The 17932-nt window shown below is 73.7% G+C and carries 19 protein-coding genes; 5 read left to right on the top strand and 14 right to left on the bottom strand.

Annotation, left to right across the window (positions count from 1 at the left end; translation table 11 throughout):
* Positions 1-55 precede the first annotated feature (55 nt).
* From O7628_RS15185 to pdxH, 8 genes are all read right to left on the bottom strand, one after another.
* Positions 56-250: a DUF397 domain-containing protein gene (locus O7628_RS15185; RefSeq protein WP_278131278.1), complete on the bottom strand. Its 195-nt coding sequence runs from the start codon at positions 248-250 to the stop codon at positions 56-58.
* Positions 238-984 carry a Scr1 family TA system antitoxin-like transcriptional regulator gene (locus O7628_RS15180; protein WP_278136317.1) on the bottom strand — a complete coding sequence of 249 codons (747 nt, stop codon included), beginning with the start codon at positions 982-984 and terminating at the stop codon, positions 238-240. The genes O7628_RS15185 and O7628_RS15180 overlap by 13 nt, the downstream gene beginning before the upstream one ends.
* 86 nt (positions 985-1070) lie before the next feature.
* Positions 1071-2231 carry an acyl-CoA dehydrogenase family protein gene (locus O7628_RS15175; RefSeq protein ID WP_278131277.1) on the bottom strand — a complete coding sequence of 387 codons (1161 nt, stop codon included), beginning with the start codon at positions 2229-2231 and terminating at the stop codon, positions 1071-1073.
* A gap of 31 nt (positions 2232-2262) precedes the next feature.
* Complete coding sequence (locus tag O7628_RS15170) at positions 2263-2568, bottom strand: type II toxin-antitoxin system VapB family antitoxin (RefSeq protein WP_043961565.1); 306 nt, start codon at positions 2566-2568, stop codon at positions 2263-2265.
* A 237-nt stretch (positions 2569-2805) separates the two neighbouring features.
* A complete protein-coding gene (locus tag O7628_RS15165; protein WP_074475239.1) occupies positions 2806-3408 on the bottom strand; it encodes a nitroreductase family protein in 603 nt (200 codons plus the stop codon).
* A 17-nt stretch (positions 3409-3425) separates the two neighbouring features.
* Positions 3426-4358: an aldose 1-epimerase family protein gene (locus O7628_RS15160; protein ID WP_278131273.1), complete on the bottom strand. Its 933-nt coding sequence runs from the start codon at positions 4356-4358 to the stop codon at positions 3426-3428.
* 74 nt (positions 4359-4432) lie between these two features.
* Positions 4433-5728 carry an MFS transporter gene (locus tag O7628_RS15155; RefSeq protein ID WP_278131272.1) on the bottom strand — a complete coding sequence of 432 codons (1296 nt, stop codon included), beginning with the start codon at positions 5726-5728 and terminating at the stop codon, positions 4433-4435.
* Positions 5725-6375, bottom strand: coding sequence for a pyridoxamine 5'-phosphate oxidase (gene pdxH, locus O7628_RS15150; RefSeq protein WP_278136316.1), 651 nt, complete (start codon positions 6373-6375; stop codon positions 5725-5727). The genes O7628_RS15155 and pdxH overlap by 4 nt, the downstream gene beginning before the upstream one ends.
* Positions 6376-6654: 279 nt before the next feature.
* On the opposite strand from pdxH, the gene O7628_RS15145 reads away from it, so the two are divergent.
* The 4 genes from O7628_RS15145 to O7628_RS15130 all read left to right on the top strand — a co-directional run bounded on the left by O7628_RS15145 (position 6655) and on the right by O7628_RS15130 (position 11642).
* Positions 6655-7761: a citrate synthase 2 gene (locus O7628_RS15145; protein ID WP_074475243.1), complete on the top strand. Its 1107-nt coding sequence runs from the start codon at positions 6655-6657 to the stop codon at positions 7759-7761.
* Positions 7762-8161: 400 nt separating this feature from the next.
* Positions 8162-9289 (top strand): phosphoserine transaminase, encoded by a 1128-nt coding sequence (serC, locus tag O7628_RS15140; protein ID WP_278131269.1) that lies wholly within the window; start codon positions 8162-8164, stop codon positions 9287-9289.
* A gap of 186 nt (positions 9290-9475) precedes the next feature.
* Positions 9476-10570: a septation protein SepH gene (gene sepH, locus O7628_RS15135; protein ID WP_074475245.1), complete on the top strand. Its 1095-nt coding sequence runs from the start codon at positions 9476-9478 to the stop codon at positions 10568-10570.
* Between the two features lie 85 nt (positions 10571-10655).
* Positions 10656-11642, top strand: a complete 987-nt coding sequence (locus tag O7628_RS15130; RefSeq protein ID WP_074475246.1) for an aldo/keto reductase — start codon at positions 10656-10658, stop codon at positions 11640-11642.
* A gap of 229 nt (positions 11643-11871) precedes the next feature.
* On the opposite strand, the gene O7628_RS15125 is transcribed toward O7628_RS15130, so the two are convergent.
* From O7628_RS15125 to O7628_RS15105, 5 genes are all read right to left on the bottom strand, one after another.
* Positions 11872-12618: a 2'-5' RNA ligase family protein gene (locus O7628_RS15125; RefSeq protein WP_278131266.1), complete on the bottom strand. Its 747-nt coding sequence runs from the start codon at positions 12616-12618 to the stop codon at positions 11872-11874.
* 15 nt (positions 12619-12633) lie between these two features.
* Positions 12634-13143, bottom strand: coding sequence for a hypothetical protein (locus tag O7628_RS15120; protein ID WP_278131264.1), 510 nt, complete (start codon positions 13141-13143; stop codon positions 12634-12636).
* 113 nt (positions 13144-13256) lie between these two features.
* A complete protein-coding gene (locus tag O7628_RS15115) occupies positions 13257-14564 on the bottom strand; it encodes an MFS transporter (protein WP_278131262.1) in 1308 nt (435 codons plus the stop codon).
* 84 nt (positions 14565-14648) lie between these two features.
* Positions 14649-15098: a MarR family transcriptional regulator gene (locus O7628_RS15110; protein ID WP_278131260.1), complete on the bottom strand. Its 450-nt coding sequence runs from the start codon at positions 15096-15098 to the stop codon at positions 14649-14651.
* Between the two features lie 123 nt (positions 15099-15221).
* On the bottom strand, positions 15222-16700 hold the full coding sequence (locus O7628_RS15105; protein ID WP_278131258.1) for an NCS2 family permease: 1479 nt from the start codon (positions 16698-16700) through the stop codon (positions 15222-15224).
* A gap of 89 nt (positions 16701-16789) precedes the next feature.
* Here O7628_RS15105 and O7628_RS15100 point away from each other — a divergent pair, with 89 nt between their 5' ends.
* Entirely contained in the window at positions 16790-17068 is a 279-nt protein-coding gene (locus O7628_RS15100) for a DUF2530 domain-containing protein (protein WP_074475249.1), read from the top strand.
* A gap of 10 nt (positions 17069-17078) precedes the next feature.
* Here the strand turns inward: O7628_RS15100 and O7628_RS15095 are convergent, their stop codons facing one another.
* Positions 17079-17918: a DUF3027 domain-containing protein gene (locus O7628_RS15095; RefSeq protein ID WP_278131255.1), complete on the bottom strand. Its 840-nt coding sequence runs from the start codon at positions 17916-17918 to the stop codon at positions 17079-17081.
* Between the last annotated feature and the right edge of the window lie 14 nt (positions 17919-17932).

The raw sequence follows: 17932 nt of genomic DNA, 5'->3' as shown, positions 1-17932 counted from the left end.
TCGACAGCGAGCGCCCGCCCCGAGCACGGGACGGGCGCGACGCCTCCGTGTCGGGTCAGGCCCGCCCGGGGACGTGCGCGACGAACGCGCGCCACGCGACCGGCCCGAAGACGAGCGCCGGCCCCGCCGGGTCCTTCGAATCGCGTACGCCGACCACGCCCGGAAGATTGTCGGCGACCTCGACGCAGTTGCCGCCGTTGGAACTGCTGCGGATGCTGGTGCGCCACTGGGCGCCGGTCAGGTCAGCCACGGTCGCTCTCCCAGAAAGTCGATGGACTGGTCTCGCGGCAGCGCGAGCGACCTCACGGTATCCCAGACCGCCCACAGGGGAGCAACGTCGCTCGTGATGCGCCCTGCGGCCTGATCGTCGAGGTAGCCGACGTCGTCCCCGTCGGGCGCCGTCGCGATGACGAATGGCCCGGCCTGCCCAGGGTGCAGGCCGGCGTTCAGCGGCAGCACGTGCACCATCACCATGGGCCGTTGGGCCATGGTGAGGAGGTGATCGAGCTGCGGGCGCATCACCTCGGGCTCGCCCCGGCGCAGGGCAGCTTCGTCGATCACGAATACGGACAGCGGTGGCCGCGGCCGATCGAACACCCCCGCGCAACGCCGAAGCCGCGCCTCCACATGGTCGTCCGCGTCCGCCACCAGCGGACCGCAGGCGAGTACCGCGCGGGCATACGCCTCGGTCTGAAGCAGGCCCGGAATGACGACCGACTCGAAGCACCTCAGGCCGGTGGCCTCGCGTTCGATCTCCGTCCACGGGCGGAACCACGCCGGCTCCTTCCGGCGCAGAACGTCCGGCCACAACTCCAGCACGTCCCTGCCGAGAAGCTCCGCGACCTTGGCACGGTGCCTGGTCTGCGGAATCCGTCCTTGGCTCACCCAGCGGGCCGCCGTCTTCGGGTCCACGCCTATCTCGGCCGCGAGGCTCTCCGCCGTGTGCCCGGACTCCACCATCGCCACCTGCACGCCTTTGTGCACCACGCACCCTCCCGCAGCATTACGCGACGTCCCGCACGCCAGGGAGACATAGTGCAACGCAACGTGTTCGCTCCGCAACCGGAAGGTCAGGCGAACGCGCTGAGCCCCGTCAGCCGCTGCCCGACGACGAGCTGGTGGATCTCGGAGGTGCCCTCGTAGGTGAGCACGCTCTCCAGGTTGTTGGCGTGCCGCATGATCGGGTACTCCCCCGAGACGCCGTTCGCGCCGAGGATCGTGCGGCACTGCCGGGCGATGGCCAGCGCCTCCCGTACGTTGTTCAGCTTGCCGACGCTGACCTGCTCGGGCCGCAGCCGCCCGGCGTCGGCGAGCCGGCCCAGGTGCAGCGCCAGCAGGAAGCCCTTCTGCCACTCGACGGCCATGTCGGCGAGCTTGGCCTGGGTGAGCTGGAAGCCGGCGAGCGGCCGGCCGAACTGGGTGCGCGTGGTCGCGTACGCCAGGGTGGTCTCCAGGCAGTCGCGGGCTGCGCCGAGCGCGCCCCAGACGATGCCGTGCCGGGCCTCGGTGAGGCAGCTCAGCGGGGCCTTGAGCCCGGCCGCGCCGGGCAGCAGCGCGTCCGCCGGGAGCCGGACGTCGTCGAGCGCGATCTCGCCGGTGACGGAGGCGCGCAGCGACATCTTGCGCCGGATCTCCCGCACCGACACCCCGGGCGCGTCCAGGGGTACGGCGAACCCGCGCACCCCCTCCTCGGCGCGGGCCCAGATCACGGCGACGTCGGCGACCGGTGCGTTGGTGATCCACATCTTGCCGCCGTGCAGCAGCCAGTCGTCGCCGTCGCGGCGGGCGCGGGTGGCCATCGACGCCGGATCGGAGCCGTGGTCGGGCTCGGTCAGCCCGAAGCAGCCGATCGCCTCGCCGATCGCCATCGGGGGCAGCCAGCGCTGCTTCTGCTCCTCGCTGCCGTAGCGCCAGATGGCGTACATGGCCAGCGAGCCCTGCACCGAGACCAGGGACCGCACGCCGGAATCGCCGGCCTCCAGCTCCAGGCAGGCCAGCCCGTACGCGACGGCGGTGGCGCCGGCGCAGCCGTACCCGGTCAGGTGCATACCGAGCAGGCCGAGCCGGCCGAACTCCCGGGCCAGCTCGCGGGCCGGCACCTGGCCCCGCTCGTACCAGTCGGCGACGTGCGGCCGGACCCGGTCGTCGACGAGCCGGCGCACGACGGACCGGATCTGGCGCTCCTCGTCGTCGAGGAGGGAGTCCAGGTCCAGCAGGTCGACAGGAGTCATCCCGCCACCCTAACGAAGGCTCAGGAGCGGGTCACTCGTGCTGACCGGCCAGCACCAGCACCCGGGCGTGGATCTGGTTGCGCTGCTGGAGGGCGGCGCGCAGCGCGCGGTGCAGCCCGTCCTCCAGGTAGAGCCCGCTGTTCCACTGCACCACGTGGGGGAACAGGTCCCCGTAGAAGGTGGAATCCTCGGCGAGCAGCTTGTCCAACGCCAGCTCGCGCTTGGTGGTGATCAACTGGTCCAGCCGCAGCGGACGCGGCGGGATCTCCGCCCACTGCTTGAGCGTCAGGTTGTGCTCCGGATAGGGACGCCCGTCCCGGACCGCTCTGAAGATCACGACGGCACGCTCCCCTCCCCCTCACCGTTCCGACCCACCGCGCCGGGTCGGATCGCGGCGTGGCACCGCGCGGCACAGCACCGATGACCGTGCCAGCGTAGCCGCCCCCGCCACACCGCGTTTTACTCCCTCATGTCGCTTTCGCGACCACTGTTGGTCAACCCCGCCCGGCGACGGCGGGCCGGGCCGCCGACACCTTCCCTCCGACGGCGGGCCGGGCCGCCGACGCCCCCGGCGTCAGCTCCAGCGCCCCCGCCGGACCACCTCGTCGACCGGGCGACGCCCCCGCCGCAGCGACGGCGACCGGTGGTCCGGCGCACGGTAGCCGACGGTGAGCGCGCCGACCGGGTCGAACTCCGCCGGCACCCCGAACGCCTCCCGGTACGCCTGCGTGCGCTGCGCCGGGATGCCGAAGAAGCACGCGCCCAGCCCCTCGTCCACGGCGGTGAGCAGCATCAGCAGGGCGGCGAAGCCGGTGTCGACATACCAGTACGGCACCGGCCAGCGCTCCTGCGCGCGGTCCGTCCAGCCCTTGTCCGGCTCGGCGTAGCGCTCCAGGTACGCCGAGCGGTTGGCGTGCGGCACGACGATCAGCGGGGCCCGGCGCATCCCGGCCAGCCACCGCTCGCGCCCGCCGCCGTCCGGGGTGGTCGCCGCCCAGAACCGCTCCCGGTCCGCCGGCTCCTCCAGCACCAGGAACCCCCAGCCCTGGGCGAACCCGGCGGACGGGGCCCGCACGGCGTGGTCGAGCAGCCGCCGCACCACGTCGGGCGGGACGGGGCGGTCCGGGTCGTAGTTGCGCACCATCCGGCGTCGCCGGAGCACCTCGGCGAACTCCACGCCGCCCGCCTCCGCTGCTACCGGGCCCCGGGCCGGATGCCCATGGTGCCCCGCCAGGTGTCGCCCGGCTCCAGGGTGATCACGTCCTTGCCCGAGCGGTACGCGTCCGGCGGGCAGGTCATCGGCTCGACCGCCACCGAGCGGCGGTGCCGCTCGCCGGTGAGGGTGTCCCCGGAGAAGATCTGCCACCAGCCGAACTCGCGGTCCGCCCAGACGGTGACGGCCGCCGCGTCGTCCGGGGCGGCCAGGGTCACCGAGGAGCCGCCGTCGGCGTCGCGGACCACGTCGCCGAACGCCGTGTCGAGCACCGCGTGGCCGATGCGCCGGGGGCTGGTGTAGTCGTACTCGGTGCCGGCGACCGGGGTCGCCCCGACCGGCAGCAGCCGCCCGTCCACCTGCACCCGCAGCTTCGCCGGCACCCGCAGGGCGAGATCGTCCACCGCCACCCCGGGAAGTTGCAGGTAGGGGTGCATCGAGAAGCCGAACGGGCAGGGCTGGCCGCTGACGTTGGTGGCCTCGTGCTCGATGCGCAGACCGCCGGGGCCGACCGAGTAGCGGTTGCGCAGCCGCAGCGCCCACGGGTAGCCCGGATGCGGGGGAAGGTCGTAGCCCAGGGTCACGGCGTCGTCGGACTGCTCGACGAGGTGCCACGGCACCCAGTTGACCAGGCCGTGCAGGGCCACGCCCCGGCCCGGCTCGGTCAGCGTGAGCTGGAACTCCCGGCCGCCGAAGGCGTACTGGCCGTCGCGGATGCGGTTGGGCCAGGGGGCCAGCACCTGCCCGGCCCCGCCGGGGCAGAGCTCGTCGGCGGCGAACCCGTCGACGTAGTCGACGCCGTCGTGCCGGTACGTCCGCAGGCCGCCGCCGACCTCGACGAGCACGGCCTCGTGGCCGGCGGCGGAAATGGTCCACTGGGTGCCTGACGGCGGGCGGGGTGCGGCGTTCTGCATGCCGGTGACCTTAGTCGGTCAGCTCTGTGCACGGGGTGCGCGGTCCGTCACCGCGCGCACCCCGCCGCCGCCGGTCACCCCCGCGCCCCCGACGTGGCCGCCCGGTAGCGCACCAGGGCCGGGAAGACGGCCGCCAGCAGCACCGCGAGCACCGCCGCGGCGAGGCCGCCGCCGACCCAGGCGACGCCGGTGCCGAGGCCGGCGGCCGTCGCGCCCGCCCGCAGGTCGCCGAGGCGGGGCCCGCCCGCCACCACCACCGTGTTGACGCCCTGGAGCCGGCCCCGCATCCGGTCCGGCGCGTGCACCAGCAGCATCGTCTGCCGCAGCACGGCGCTGACCAGGTCGGCCGCGCCGGCCACGGCGAGCAGCCCGACCACCAGCCAGAGCTGGCGGGCCAGCCCGGCGGCGGCGATGGCCAGCCCCCAGCCGACGACGGCGCACACCAGCGCCACCCCCTGCCGGTGGAGCCGGCCGATCCAGCCGGAGGTGAGCCCACCGAGCATCGACCCGATGGCGATGGCGCTGAACAGCCAGCCGACGGCCGCGCCGCCGCCGAAGCGTTCCTCGGCGATCTCGGGGAACAGCGCCCGGGGCATGGCCAGCACCATCGCGACGAGGTCGATGGCGAAGGAGAGCAGCAGCACCGGCGTGGTGGCCAGGTAGCGCAGCCCGTCGACGACGCTGGCCAGCCCTGCCCTGCGGGGCGCGCCGTCGCCGTCGGGGTCCGGCTCCGGCGGCAGCGCCGGCATCCGCAGCGTCGCCCAGACCGCCGCCGTGAAGAAGACCGTGTCCACGGCGTACGCGATGGGCAGCGCGACCCCGACCTCCCAGGCCGCGAAGATCAGCCCGGCCAGCAGCGGCCCCAGCACGGACGCGGCGGTGTGGGTGGTGAAGTTCAGGGTGCTCGCGGCCGGGACCAGCTCGGCCGGGACGAGCCGGGGGATGCTCGCGGTGCGGGCCGCACCGCTGACCGCGAACCCGACCGACTGCAACGCCACCAGGACCAGCAGCAGCACCGGGCTGCCCACCCGGAACACGGCCTGGGCCAGCAGCCCCACCATCGACGCCCAGAGCACCGCCTGGCTGACCAGCAGCACCGCGCGCCGGTCCCGGGCGTCCGCGACCGCGCCGCCCCACAGCCCGAAGACCAGCAGCGGCAGGAACGCGGCCACGCCGAGCAGGCCGACCCAGAACGAGTCCCGGGTCAGCGCGAACATCTCCACCGGCACGGCCACGGCCGTGAACTGGAAGCCGAGCATCGCGACGCTGTTGCCGACCCAGATCCGCCGGTAGACGGGCACCCGCAGCGGGCGCAGGTCGATCGCCCAGCGGCGCGCCCCGCGCGGCCGGGTCTCCTTGACGGCGGTCACGGGGCGAGCCGCTCCACGACCCACCGGCCGTCGTCGGCCGGGCCGGGGTCGGGCGCGGTGCGGCGGAACCGCAGCCGGTCGTGCAGCCGGCTGGCCCGGCCCTGCCAGAACTCCACCGTCTCGGGGCGCACCCGCAGGCCGCCCCAGTGCGGGGGCGCGGGCACCCGGTCCACGTCGGCGAACCGCTCGGCCGCCGCCCGGTAGCCGGCGTCCAGCACGGCCCGGTCGCCGATCACCCGCGACTGCTCGCTGGCCCACGCGCCGAGCTGCGAGCCGCGCGGCCGGCTGGCGAAGTAGGCCTCGGTCTCGGCCCGGTCGACGGGCTCGATCCGCCCGGCGACCACCACCTGCCGCTGGCGGGGAAACCACGGGAAGACCAGGCTGGCGTACGGGTTGGCCAGCGCCTCCGTGCCCTTGCGCGAGCCGTGGTTGGTGAACAGCACGAAGCCCTGCGGGTCGTACCCCTTGAGCAGGACGGTGCGCCCGCTGGGGCGGCCGGCGGCGTCGGCGGTGCCGAGCACCATCGCGTTCGGCTCGGGCAGGCCGGACGCCACCGCGTCGGCGAACCAGCGGGTGAACTGGGCGTGCCAGTCGGCGGCCAGGTCCGTCTCGGAAAGGCCCAGGTCGGCGGCGTACTCGTTACGCATCCCGGCCGGACCGGGTGTGTCACCCGTCACAACTACCCTCCCCTTCGGTGGCCCCGTCACCCTCGGCGACGCTGGCCAGCCCCTACCGCCCAGTCTCATCACCCCCGCACGCTTGTCCACCGGCGGGGATGTCGCGTGCAGCACAGTCGTCGCGGGTCGCGCAGCCGGTTACCCACCAGGCAAGATGTCACGAACACGTCCCTGAGGGTCGCCTAAGGCGCTCGGCCGGCCGGGCCGGATGAGCCCAGGCGGGCGCATCGAGCAGATCCAGGAGTAAGAATGGCCGACTTCAAACCGGGTCTGGAGGGCGTCGTAGCCTTCGAGACCGAGATCGCCGAGCCGGACCGCGAGGGCGGCGCGCTGCGCTACCGCGGCGTGGACATCGAGGATCTGATCGGTCAGGTCTCCTTCGGCAACGTCTGGGCGCTGCTGGTCGACGGCCGGTTCGGCCCCGGCCTGCCGCCGGCCGAGCCGTTCCCGGTGCCTGTGCACTCCGGCGACATCCGGGTCGACGTGCAGTCCGCCGTCGCGATGCTCGCGCCGTACTGGGGGCTCAACCAGCTCCTCGACATCTCCGACTCCCAGGCCCGCGAGGACCTCGCCCGGGTGTCGGTCACCGCGCTCTCCTTCGTCGCCCAGTCCGCGCGCGGCCTGGGCCTGCCGGCCGTGCCGCAGAAGGAGATCGACAAGGCGGAGACGATCGTCGAGCGCTTCATGAAGCGCTGGCGCGGCGAGCCCGACCCCCGCCACGTGAAGGCCGTCGACGCCTACTTCATCTCGGCCGCCGAGCACGGCCTGAACGCCTCCACCTTCACCGCCCGGATCGTCGCCTCCACCGGCGCCGACGCCGCCGCCTGCATCTCCTCCGGCATCGGCGCGCTCTCCGGCCCCCTGCACGGCGGCGCGCCGTCGCGGGTGCTCAGCATGCTGGAGGCCGTCGAGCGCAGCGGCGACGCCGAGGGCTACGTCAAGGGCGTCCTCGACCGGGGCGAGCGGCTGATGGGCTTCGGCCACCGGGTCTACCGGGCCGAGGACCCGCGCGCCCGCGTGCTGCGCCGCACCGCCAAGGAGCTCGGCGCGCCGCGCTTCGAGATCGCCGAGGCGCTGGAGAAGGCGGCCCTGGCCGAGCTCCAGGCCCGCCGCCCGGACCGGGTGCTCGCCACGAACGTCGAGTTCTGGTCGGCCGTGGTGCTCGACTTCGCCGAGGTGCCCGCGCACATGTTCACCTCGATGTTCACCTGCGCCCGGATGGGCGGCTGGAGCGCGCACATCCTGGAGCAGAAGAAGCTCCAGCGGCTGGTCCGCCCGTCCGCCCGCTACGTCGGGCCGGGCACCCGCAAGCCGCAGCAGGTCGAGGGCTGGGACGCCATCCCGCACGGCGTGTAAGCGCAAGGAAGGGCACCCTGTTAACGCCTTCTGCATAGCAAGGGCCCCCTGCAAACACCCACCACCTGGGTGCGCGACGCCCGTCCGATCCACCCGTCGACGCGACGACGGAAGGGGCCCCGCCGGTTCGGCGGGGCCCCTCCGCGTACCAGAAGGTCCGTCCGGCCCGCGTGACCGGGGTGGGGTGGCGACGTAACCGGGCGGATGTGTCATACGCCTCAGCTCAGGCGGCGGGACCGTCGGGTGCCCGGGCCGCCCCGGGTGCAAGGATGGGGGCTCGGCAGTGCCGCCGGACCGGGCTCGGATCCGGCCGCCCGTGCGTCCCGCGCACGCGTCCGTCCTCCGCGCCCGACCACCACCTGTGACCGGGCCCCGCCCACGCGGAAGGATCTCGACAACCGTGGCTGACGCACCGACCATCCGGATTCCCGACGACATCAAGCCCGCCGACGGGCGGTTCGGCTGCGGGCCGTCCAAGGTCCGTCCGGCGGCCGTCTCCGCCCTCGCCGACGCGGCGACGGGCTTCCTGGGCACCTCGCACCGGCAGAAGACCGTCCGCGACCAGGTCGCCCGACTGCGGCGCGGCATCGCCGAGTTCTACTCCCTCCCCGAGGGCTACGAGGTGATCCTCGGCAACGGCGGCACCACCGCCTTCTGGGAGGTCGCGACGTTCGGCCTGATCCGCGACCGGGCGCAGTTCGCCACCTTCGGCGAGTTCGGGGCAAAGTTCGTCAAGTCGGTCAAGGACGCCCCGTTCCTCGGCGAGCCCACCGTGCGCAAGGCCGAGCCGGGCAGCGCCCCGGCGCTGGTCGCCGAGGCCGGCGTCGACGCGTACGGGCTGCCGCAGAACGAGACCTCCACCGGCGTCGCGGTGCCGATCAGCCGGGTCGCCGGGGCCGACGAGGGCGCGCTGCTGCTGGTCGACGCGACCTCGGCGGCCGGCGGCCTGGCGGTGGACGTCGCCGAGACCGACGTCTACTACTTCGCCCCGCAGAAGTGCTTCGCCTCCGACGGCGGCCTCTGGCTGGCCCTGATGTCGCCGGCCGCCCTGGACCGGGCCGCCGAGATCAAGGCGTCGGGCCGCTACATCCCGGCGTTCCTCGACCTGGTCACCGCGATCGACAACTCGCGGCTGGAGCAGACCTACAACACCCCGGCGCTGGCCACCATCTTCCTGGCCGCCGAGCAGACCGACTGGATGAACGAGCAGGGCGGCCTGGCCTGGGCGGCCAAGCGCACGGCCGAGAGCGCCGGCATCGTGTACGGCTGGGCCGAGCGCTCCGCCGTGGCGACCCCGTTCGTCACCGACCCGGCGCTGCGCTCCAACGTGGTCGCCACGATCGACTTCGCCGACGGGGTGGACGCGGCGGCGATCGCCAAGGCGCTGCGGGCCAACGGCATCGTCGACACCGAGCCCTACCGGAAGCTGGGCCGCAACCAGCTCCGCATCGCGCTCTACCCGGCCGTCGAGCCGGCCGACGTGGAGGCGCTGACCGCCTCGATCGACTACGTGGTCGAGCGGCTCTGAGGCATCGTCACACTGGGTGGCCGCCGCACCGCCGCCGGCCACCCAGTGTGATCATCTTCGCAGCTCATCCGCGACATGCGGGTGTCGCATCCCCCACCGGGTTGCGGATGGGCGTACCGTGGTGCGGGACGCCCGGGTGGCCGACCCGTGGCGTGCGGCCAGCGAAGCGGGACGGAGGCAACGCTCATGCGCCCAGTACGCTTCGTCGCCCTCTCCGAGGACGGCCAGGCTCTGGTGCTCGCCGACGAGGTCGGGCGGCTGCTCGCCCTGCCCATCGACGAGCGCATCGCCGGCGCCCTGCACGCCGAGCCGGGCGCGCCCCCGCTCGCCGTGGTGCCGAACACCACCGACCACCCCCTGCCGTCGCTGTCCCCGCGCGACATCCAGGCCAAGATCCGTTCCGGCGAGTCCGCAGAGGACGTGGCGCGCGTCGCAGGCGTCCCGGTCGACCGCGTGCTCCGCTACGCGGGCCCGGTGCTCCAGGAGCGGGCGATGCTCGCCCAGCACGCCCGGCGCACCCGGCTCAAGGGCGCCGAGAAGCCGACGCCGCTGGCCGAGGTGGTCAACGGCCGGCTGGCCCAGCACGGGATCGACACCGAGAAGATCTCCTGGGACGCCTACCGCCGCGACGACGGCACCTGGCGGATCATCGCCACCTGGCCGTCGGGCAAGGCCACCGCGCAGGCGGTGTGGGACCTGGACAAGACCCGGCAGCACGTCGTCCCGCACGACGACATGGCGCAATACCTGTGCGCCGAGCGCCCCACGCCGATCCTCGGCCAGGAGCCCGCCCCGGAGCGCGGCGGCCACGCGCTGCCCGGCCCCTCGCGCGGCGAGCCGAGCCGGGGTGGACACGGGCTGCCCGCGGCTGCCGGCGACCACAACCGACCGGGGCGCGACCCGATCCGCGCCGGGCGCGACGCCCTGCTCGCCTCCCTCGACCGGCCGCTCGGCTCGACGTCCGGCCGGGGCCTGGAGCCGCGCACGCCGGCGGCGGCGCTGGCCGGCTCGGACGCGCCCCGGCAACGGCCGGTCGGCGGCGGGGCGGCGGCCCTGCTCGGCGGCGGCCAGGGCTCGGCGTTCGACGACGACTCCGACGCGCCCAAGGAGGTCCCGGCCGTGCCGTCGCTGGCGGTGCTCCGGCCCCGCCGCACGGGCGCTGCCGCAGCGGCGGCCTCCGGCGGCGAGGCCACCGACGCCTCCGGCAAGCCGCGCAAGCGCCTGCCGAGCTGGGACGACGTGCTGTTCGGCAGCGGCCCGGCGGCCCGCGAGTCCTCCTGACCCACCCGTGGCCGGGCGGTGCGCCGCCCGCGCGCCGCCCTGCCACGGCGAGGCATTCGGCGTCCCGCCGTGGCAGGGTGGGCACATGAAGTACACCAATCTGGGACGCACCGGCCTTTCGGTGAGTCGGCTCTGCCTCGGCACGATGAACTTCGGGCCGCAGACCAGCGAGCCGGACAGCTTCGCCGTCATGGACCGGGCGATCGAGCACGGCATCAACTTCTTCGACACCGCCAACGTGTACGGCTGGCAGACCGGTGAGGGGATCACCGAGCAGATCATCGGCCGCTGGTTCGCCCAGGGCGGCGGCCGGCGGGAGAAGGTGGTGCTGGCCACCAAGGTCTACGGCAAGATGGGCGACTGGCCCAACGAGCAGGGCCTCTCCGCCCGGCACATCATCCGGGCCTGCGAGGACTCACTGCGCCGGCTCCAGACCGACGTCATCGACCTCTACCAGATGCACCACGTCTCCCGGGCGACCCCGTGGGAGGAGATCTGGCAGGCGATGGAGACCCTGGTCGCCCAGGGCAAGGTCGTCTACGTCGGATCGTCCAACTTCGCCGGTTGGCACATCGGGCAGGCGCAGGCGGCGGCGCAGCAGCGCAACTTCCTCGGCCTCGTCTCCGAGCAGTCCATCTACAACCTGCTGACCCGGGCCGTCGAGCTGGAGGTGGTGCCGGCCGCCCAGCACTACGGCCTCGGCATCATCCCCTGGTCCCCGCTGCACGGCGGGCTGCTGTCGGGCGCCCTGCGCAAGATGGCCGAGGGCGGGGCGGCCCGCAGCACCTCGGGCCGCGCCGCCGAGAGCCTGGCCGAGCACCGGTTGACCATCGAGGCGTACGAGAAGTTCTGCGCCGACCTCGGCCACGACCCGGCGGACGTGGCGCTCGGCTGGCTGCTCTCCCGGCCCGGGGTGACGGCCCCGATCATCGGCCCGCGCACCATCGACCAGCTCGACCGGTCGCTGGGCGCGCTGGACGTCCGGCTCGACGAGGCGGCGCTGACCCGGCTCGACGAGCTGTTCCCGCCGGTGGGCAAGGGCGGCCCCGGCCCGGAGGCGTGGGCCTGGTAGACGCGCGACGCGCCACCTGGCGGGCCGCCGCACGTCGCGCGGCGCGCCACCTGGCGGGCCGCCGCACGTCGCGCGGCGCGCCACCTGGCGGTTCCCCGCGATGTCGGCGACATGGCGGCTTCCCGTCCCGGGGATACCGCCATGTCGCCGACATGACGGGCCACCCCGAGCCCGACCGGCCCGATCCGGCCCCGGCCCGGCCCGACCGGGGGCCGGTCGCCGGTCCGGGTCAGATCGGCCAGGCGGCCACCCGGTCGTACGTCGGCTTCGGACCCTGGTGGCTGCGGACCAGCACCAGCTCGGTGGCCGGCCACGGCGGCCCCAGGTAGTCGTGCAGGGCCTCCCGGTCGGCGGCCACGTCGGCCCGGTCGATCCGGTCGCCGGGGCGGGCGATGGTGAGGTGCGGGGTGAACGGCTTCTCGTCGTACGGCAGTCTGCCCCGGCGTAGCCCCACGCGGACGAGCCGGGCCAGGACGCGCAACGCCTCGACGTCGCCGCGCACGCCCACCCAGAGGACCGTGAACCGGCCCCGGCCGAAGCTGCCCCCGCCGCCGAGCCGCAGCACCGCCGACCCGGTCCGGCCGCCCACCAATCGGTCGGTTACCGGCAGCTCGGCCACTGCTCGACCGGTCGCCGGCAGATCGGCTACCGGTCGGTCGGCCCCCGGCAGGTCGACCACCGCTCGGCCGGCTGCCGGTCGGTCGGCTGCCGGCAGGTCCCGGGTGCGGAACGCTTCGGCGGCGGGGCCGAGGGCGTTCTCGACGTCGACGAGGCGGCTGACGTCGACCTGGCCGAGGAAGGCCACGGTGAGGTGCGCCCGCGCCGGGTCGGCGAGCCTGACGTTGGTGCCGGCCGCCGCCGCGCGCCCGACCCGGAGCCGGGCCACCGCGGTGCTCAGGTCGGCGACGGCCTTGGGCGGTGGAAAGACCCCCACGAAGAGCCGCATGCCCGCGTCGGGCACGTCCACGCCGGTCACCGGTGCGCCGCGCGGTCAGTGGTGCCGCTGGCGGTGCCGGGGGCGGGCGGCGGGCAGGGTGAGACCGGCCGCGTGCAGCATCCCCTCGACCCGGACCCGCTCGATCTGCCGGTCGACGCCCTCCAGCTCGCCCAGGTGCTCGGGGAGCCCGAGGCAGCGGCAGGCGGCCCGCAGGTGCGCGTCGTACGCGTCGACGACTGCCGCGTGCCAGATCACCGTCCGGCCGCCCGGGTTGACCCGGTGCCCGGCGAACCGGTGCAGGTCGGCGGCGATCTGCTGGAGGGACCGGCGGTCCTCCCGGTCGAACTCGGTGAGGTCGATGCCCCGGGTCAGCCCGTCGGCGTCGACGGCCCGGTTCAGCCGGGCGATGGTGCGGCGTTCGCGGCGTCGTTCGCGCCACTCGGCGTAGCCGCAGGCGACCCGGTCGATGATCTCGTCGGCGCAGAACACCAGCGCAAAGGCGACCGGAAGACTCGCTACAGCAACGAACGCCAGGGCAAGGAGCATCGCTCGGCCTACCTCCACGTATCGACGCTATGCTCCCGCGAGCCGCACCGCCACCGGTTTGTTGACATTCATCGATGTCAATTTCTCGGCACCCGCCGTGAGCTGCCCGAGTGGCCAGAATTGGGCCCCTGCTATGCGGAAGGCGTCAACAGGGTGCCCCTCCGTGCTTCCACCACGTAGAAGCGGGGGGACGGGAGCACCCGCAGGCGCAGCCGGGCCCCCGAGCGGCGCAACTGCCAGGTGAGCGCCAGCAGGGCGGTGGCCAGCGAGATCAGCCCGCCGATCCAGATGCTCGCCCCGGCGCCGAACCGCTCGGCCACCCAGCCGATGACCGGCGCGCCGACCGGGTTGGTGCCGAGGAACACCAGCACCCACAGCGCCATGACCCGGCCCCGGAACGCGGCGTCGGTGCCGAGTTGCACCCGCTGGTTGGCCGACTGGGCGAAGAAGACCATGAAGAACCCGGCGGGCAGCAGCAGCGCCACCACCATCCAGTACGCCGGGGCGAGCCCGACCAGGGTGCCGAAGACGGCGCACCCGACCGCCGCGCCGAGCACCAGCCACACCGAGGGGCGGCTGCGCCGCCCGGTACTGGCCAGCGCCCCGGCGAGCGCGCCGACGGCCAGCGCCGTGCTGAACAGGCCGAACGATGCGGCACCGGTGTTGAACACGGTCTTGGCCAGGGCGGCGAGGGTGAGCTGGAAGTTGAACAGGCTCATCCCGATGACCGACATCACGGCCATCGGCAGCAGCAGGTCGGGGCGGCGGGCGACGTAGCGCAGGCCGTCGACGACCCGGGCGGAGTCCCGCTCGGCGACCGGGAGGAGGTCCTTGCGGTGCAGCTCGGCGGGGCGCATCCGGACCACGGTGGCCAGCGGCCCGAGCGAGCTGAGCGCGGTGAACAGGAACACCGGGCCGACGTCGACGGCGGCGATGGCCAGGCCGGCGACGGCGGGGCCGACGATGCGGGCCGAGTTGAACACGGCAGCGTTGAGCGACAGCGCGTTGGGCAGCAGCGACGTGCCGACGAGTTCGGAGACGAACGCCTGCCGCACGGGGGTCTCCACCGCGTTGGCGACGCCGAGCAAGGCGGCGAAGACGAAGACGTGCCAGAGCCGGACGAGGCCGGTGAGCACCAGCAGGCTCATCCCGAACGACAGCACCGTCCAGAACGCGTTCGCGACGAAGAGGAGCAGACGCTTGTCGTACCGGTCGGCGAGCCGCCCGGAGAGCAGGGTGAGCAGCAGCACCGGGGTGAACTGGAGGGCGGTGACCACGCCGAGGGCGGTGGCGGAGTCGTCGGAGAGTTCGAGGACGAGCCAGTCCTGGGCGATGAACATCATCCAGACGCCGATCAGTTTGATCAGCTGCCCGGACGCGAATAGCCGGTAGTTGCGGACCTGCAGTGACTGGAACATCGTGCTCAGCTTCGCCTGCACCCTGGATGCGCCTCCTCGCTCGTACGCCTCATCGACGGCGGACGGCGCGGACCCGGCGGCGACGCCCCGGCGGGCGCGGCGCGCTCAGGCGCGGGCGAGCTGCTGAAGGATCTCGGCGGCCCGTTGCAGGGTCTCCCGGTCGGCCTCGGGCAGCTCGGCCAGGCGGCGGGCCAGCCACTCGTTGCGGGCCCGTTCGAACTGGTCGAGCACGGCCCGGCCGCCCTCGGTCGCCGAGAGGATGACCTGCCGGCCGTCGGTCGGGTGGGGGGTGCGGCCCACGAGGCCACGTTCCTCCAGCTTCGCGACGATCTTGGTCATCGTCGGCGGTTGCACCCGTTCGACGTCGGCCAACTCCCGGGGCGTCAGCGCGCCCGCCAGCACGAGGCTGGTGAGCGCGGAGAGCTGGGTGACCGTCAGGTCGCCGACCGGTCGGGCCTGTCGGACCCGCCGGTTGAGCCGGGTGATCGCATCACGCAGCTGGGGAGCCAGCTGCGCCGGTGGCACGCGTCTCGCCGTCACCGTCCGCTCCGTCACGATAGTTAGCCTAACTAATGAGCCTGGCTAACGACAGCCGATATGACCATGCTCACCAGGGGGTGTGCGACCCGGGGGTCGGGGTACCGGTCCGGCACCCCGACCCCCGGGACACGTGGTGCGTCAGAGTACGACCGACTCGATCGGCCCGCGCAGGAAGTACAGGACGAACAGCGCCGCCACCGCGTACAGCAGGGGGTGCACCTCCCGGGCCTTCCCCTTCGCCAGCTTCACCACGACGTACGAGATGACGCCCGCGCCGATGCCGTTGGAGATCGAGTACGTGAACGGCATCAGGGTGATCGTGAGGAACGCCGGGATCGCGATCTCGTAGTCGGTCCAGTCGATCGTCCGCACCGCCGTCATCATCAGGAAGCCGACCACCACCAGCGCCGTCGACGCCGCCTCGAACGGCACCACCACCGCCAGCGGCGCGAGGAACATCGCCAGCAGGAACAGCGCGCCCGTGACCAGGTTGGCCACGCCGGTGCGGGCCCCCTCCGCGACACCGGCGGCGCTCTCGATGTACGACGTGTTGCTGGAGACGCTCGCCGCGCCACCCGCCGCCGCGGCGATCGAGTCGACCAGCAGGATCTCCTTGGCCCGCGGCGGGGTGCCCCGCTCGTCGAGCATGCCCCCCTCCTGGCCGATCGCGACCATCGTGCCCATCGTGTCGAAGAAGTCCGTGATCAGCAGCGTGAACACGAACATCAGCGGCACCAACCAGCCGACCCGGGTCCAGGAGTCCAGCACGTTGAAGTTGCCCAGCAGCGACAGGTCGGGCACGTCCACGACCGTCTTCGGCAGCTCCGGCACGTTCAGCGACCAGCCCTTGGGGTTGGGCTTGCCGTCGACGAACGACGGGCCGACGTTCGCCACGGCCTCCACGACGATCGCCAGCACGGTCGAGGCGAGGATGCCGATCAGGATCGCGCCGCGTACCCGCCGCACCACCAGCACGATCGTGACCAGCAGGCCCACCACGAAGACCAGCATCGGCCAGCTCACGATCTTGCCGCCGATGCCCAGCCCCACCGGGACCGTGGTGTTCGCCGCGTCCGGGATCCGCCGGACGAAGCCGGCGTCGACCAGCCCGATGATCGTCAGGAAGAGGCCGATGCCGACGCCGATCGCGGTCTTGAGCTGCGTGGGCACCGAGCGGAACACCGCCGTACGCAGGCCGGTGAGCACCAGGATCGCGATGAGCACACCCTCGATCACCACCAGGCCCATCGCGTCGGCCCAGGTCATCTGCGGGGCGATCTCGTACGCGACCAGCGCGTTCACGCCCAGGCCGGCGGCCAGCGCCATCGGGAACCGGCCGACCACCCCCATCAGGATCGTCATCAGGCCCGCGACCAGCGCCGTCGCGGCGGCCAGCGCCGGGATCGCCAGCTTCTTGCCGTCGCCGTCGACGGCACTGCCGATGATCAGTGGGTTGAGCACCACGATGTACGCCATCGTGAAGAACGTCGCCAGGCCGCCCCGCACCTCCCGGCCCGGCGTGGAGCCGCGCGCGGTGATCTCGAAGAAGCGGTCGAAGGCGTTGCGGGGGTGAGCGGGATCGGGTGGAGTGCCGTTGTCCGGCGGCGCAATGGCCATCTGGTCCTCGCAGGTGATCATCCGTCTGTAGCGCGCATCGTCCCAGATCACGAGCCAACTGGGAAAGTTGATCGCGTACGCTTGCCCCCGTGCGACAGGAGCAACCGCCGCGGCCCGAGCCGCTCGACCCGCCGATGGTGCCGTTCGCGGTCGCCGGGCTGGTCGCCTGGGCGGTCGCCGGCCTGGTGCTGCTGCTCTTCTTCCGTGGCTGGCTGACCGAGCACGGCCACCGGGACTGGCTCTGGATCTGCCTGGCCGGTTTCCTCTGGGGCTTCCCCGGTCTCGCCGTGATGATGCGTCACGACGCCAACCGGCGTCGCCGCCGCGCCGCCGCGCAGGCCGGTCAGGCCGCCGACACCCGCCGCTGAGCCCGCCCGGTCAGGGGCGGCCGTGCGGCTCGCCCGGCTCCGCCACCTCCACCGAGCCCGGCGCCCGGCTCACCGACATCGCCTCGACGGCGCTGTCGTCGTAGATCGTGGGCAGCTCGTCGACCGGGCTGTCGGGCGTCTCGACCAGCGTCTCCGAGTGCGCGCCGCAGCCGTGGTCGGTGCTGACCACCCGGCCGTCGTCGGGGGCGTAGAAGTTGCCGCACGCCCCGAACGCCTGCCGCAGCGCGCCGGCCAGCGGCAGGTAGAAGCCGCAGGTGCCGCAGCGGGCGGCGGCCGGGGCGGCGGTGGAGATCGGCGCCGACGGGCCGTGGTCCCCGTCGTACCAGCGCTGCGCGGCCTCGCTGCGCCCCTCCCGGGACAGCACGCGCGGCCGACCGAGACCCAGCTCCCAGGCGGTCTCCTCCACGGCCGGGTCGTCGGACAGGACGTACCCGGGGGTGAGCCGCTCGTCGTCGGGCGGGGTCGGCAGCAGGTCGCCCGGCCCCAGGTCGCCCGGCTTGAGCCGCTCCTGCCAGGGCAGCCAGCCCGGCGCGAGCAGCGCGTCGGGGCCCGGCAGCAGGACCGTCTCGCACACCGTGACCTTGCGGCTGCGCGGCACCCGGGTCACGGTGACCGCCCACCGCCAGCCCCGGTAACCGGACAGCCGGCACTCGAAGTAGTGGGTGACGACGCGGTCCGCCTCGGCGACGGCCTGGAGGTGGTCGCCGACGTCGGACGGCTCCACCTCGGTGATGGCGTCGCGGGCCACCTCGACGGCGGCGGCGCAGACCTGGTCGAGGCGGGCGGCACGAGCGGAGGCGGGCCTGGTCACCCTTCCATTGTTCCCCATGGGTGACGAAGACC

The organism is Micromonospora sp. WMMD956 (genome assembly GCF_029626125.1).
Taxonomy (GTDB): Bacteria; Actinomycetota; Actinomycetes; order Mycobacteriales; family Micromonosporaceae; genus Micromonospora; species Micromonospora carbonacea.
Note: the sequence above shows the minus strand (reverse complement) of the source record. Positions and strands in the feature narration are given on the sequence as shown.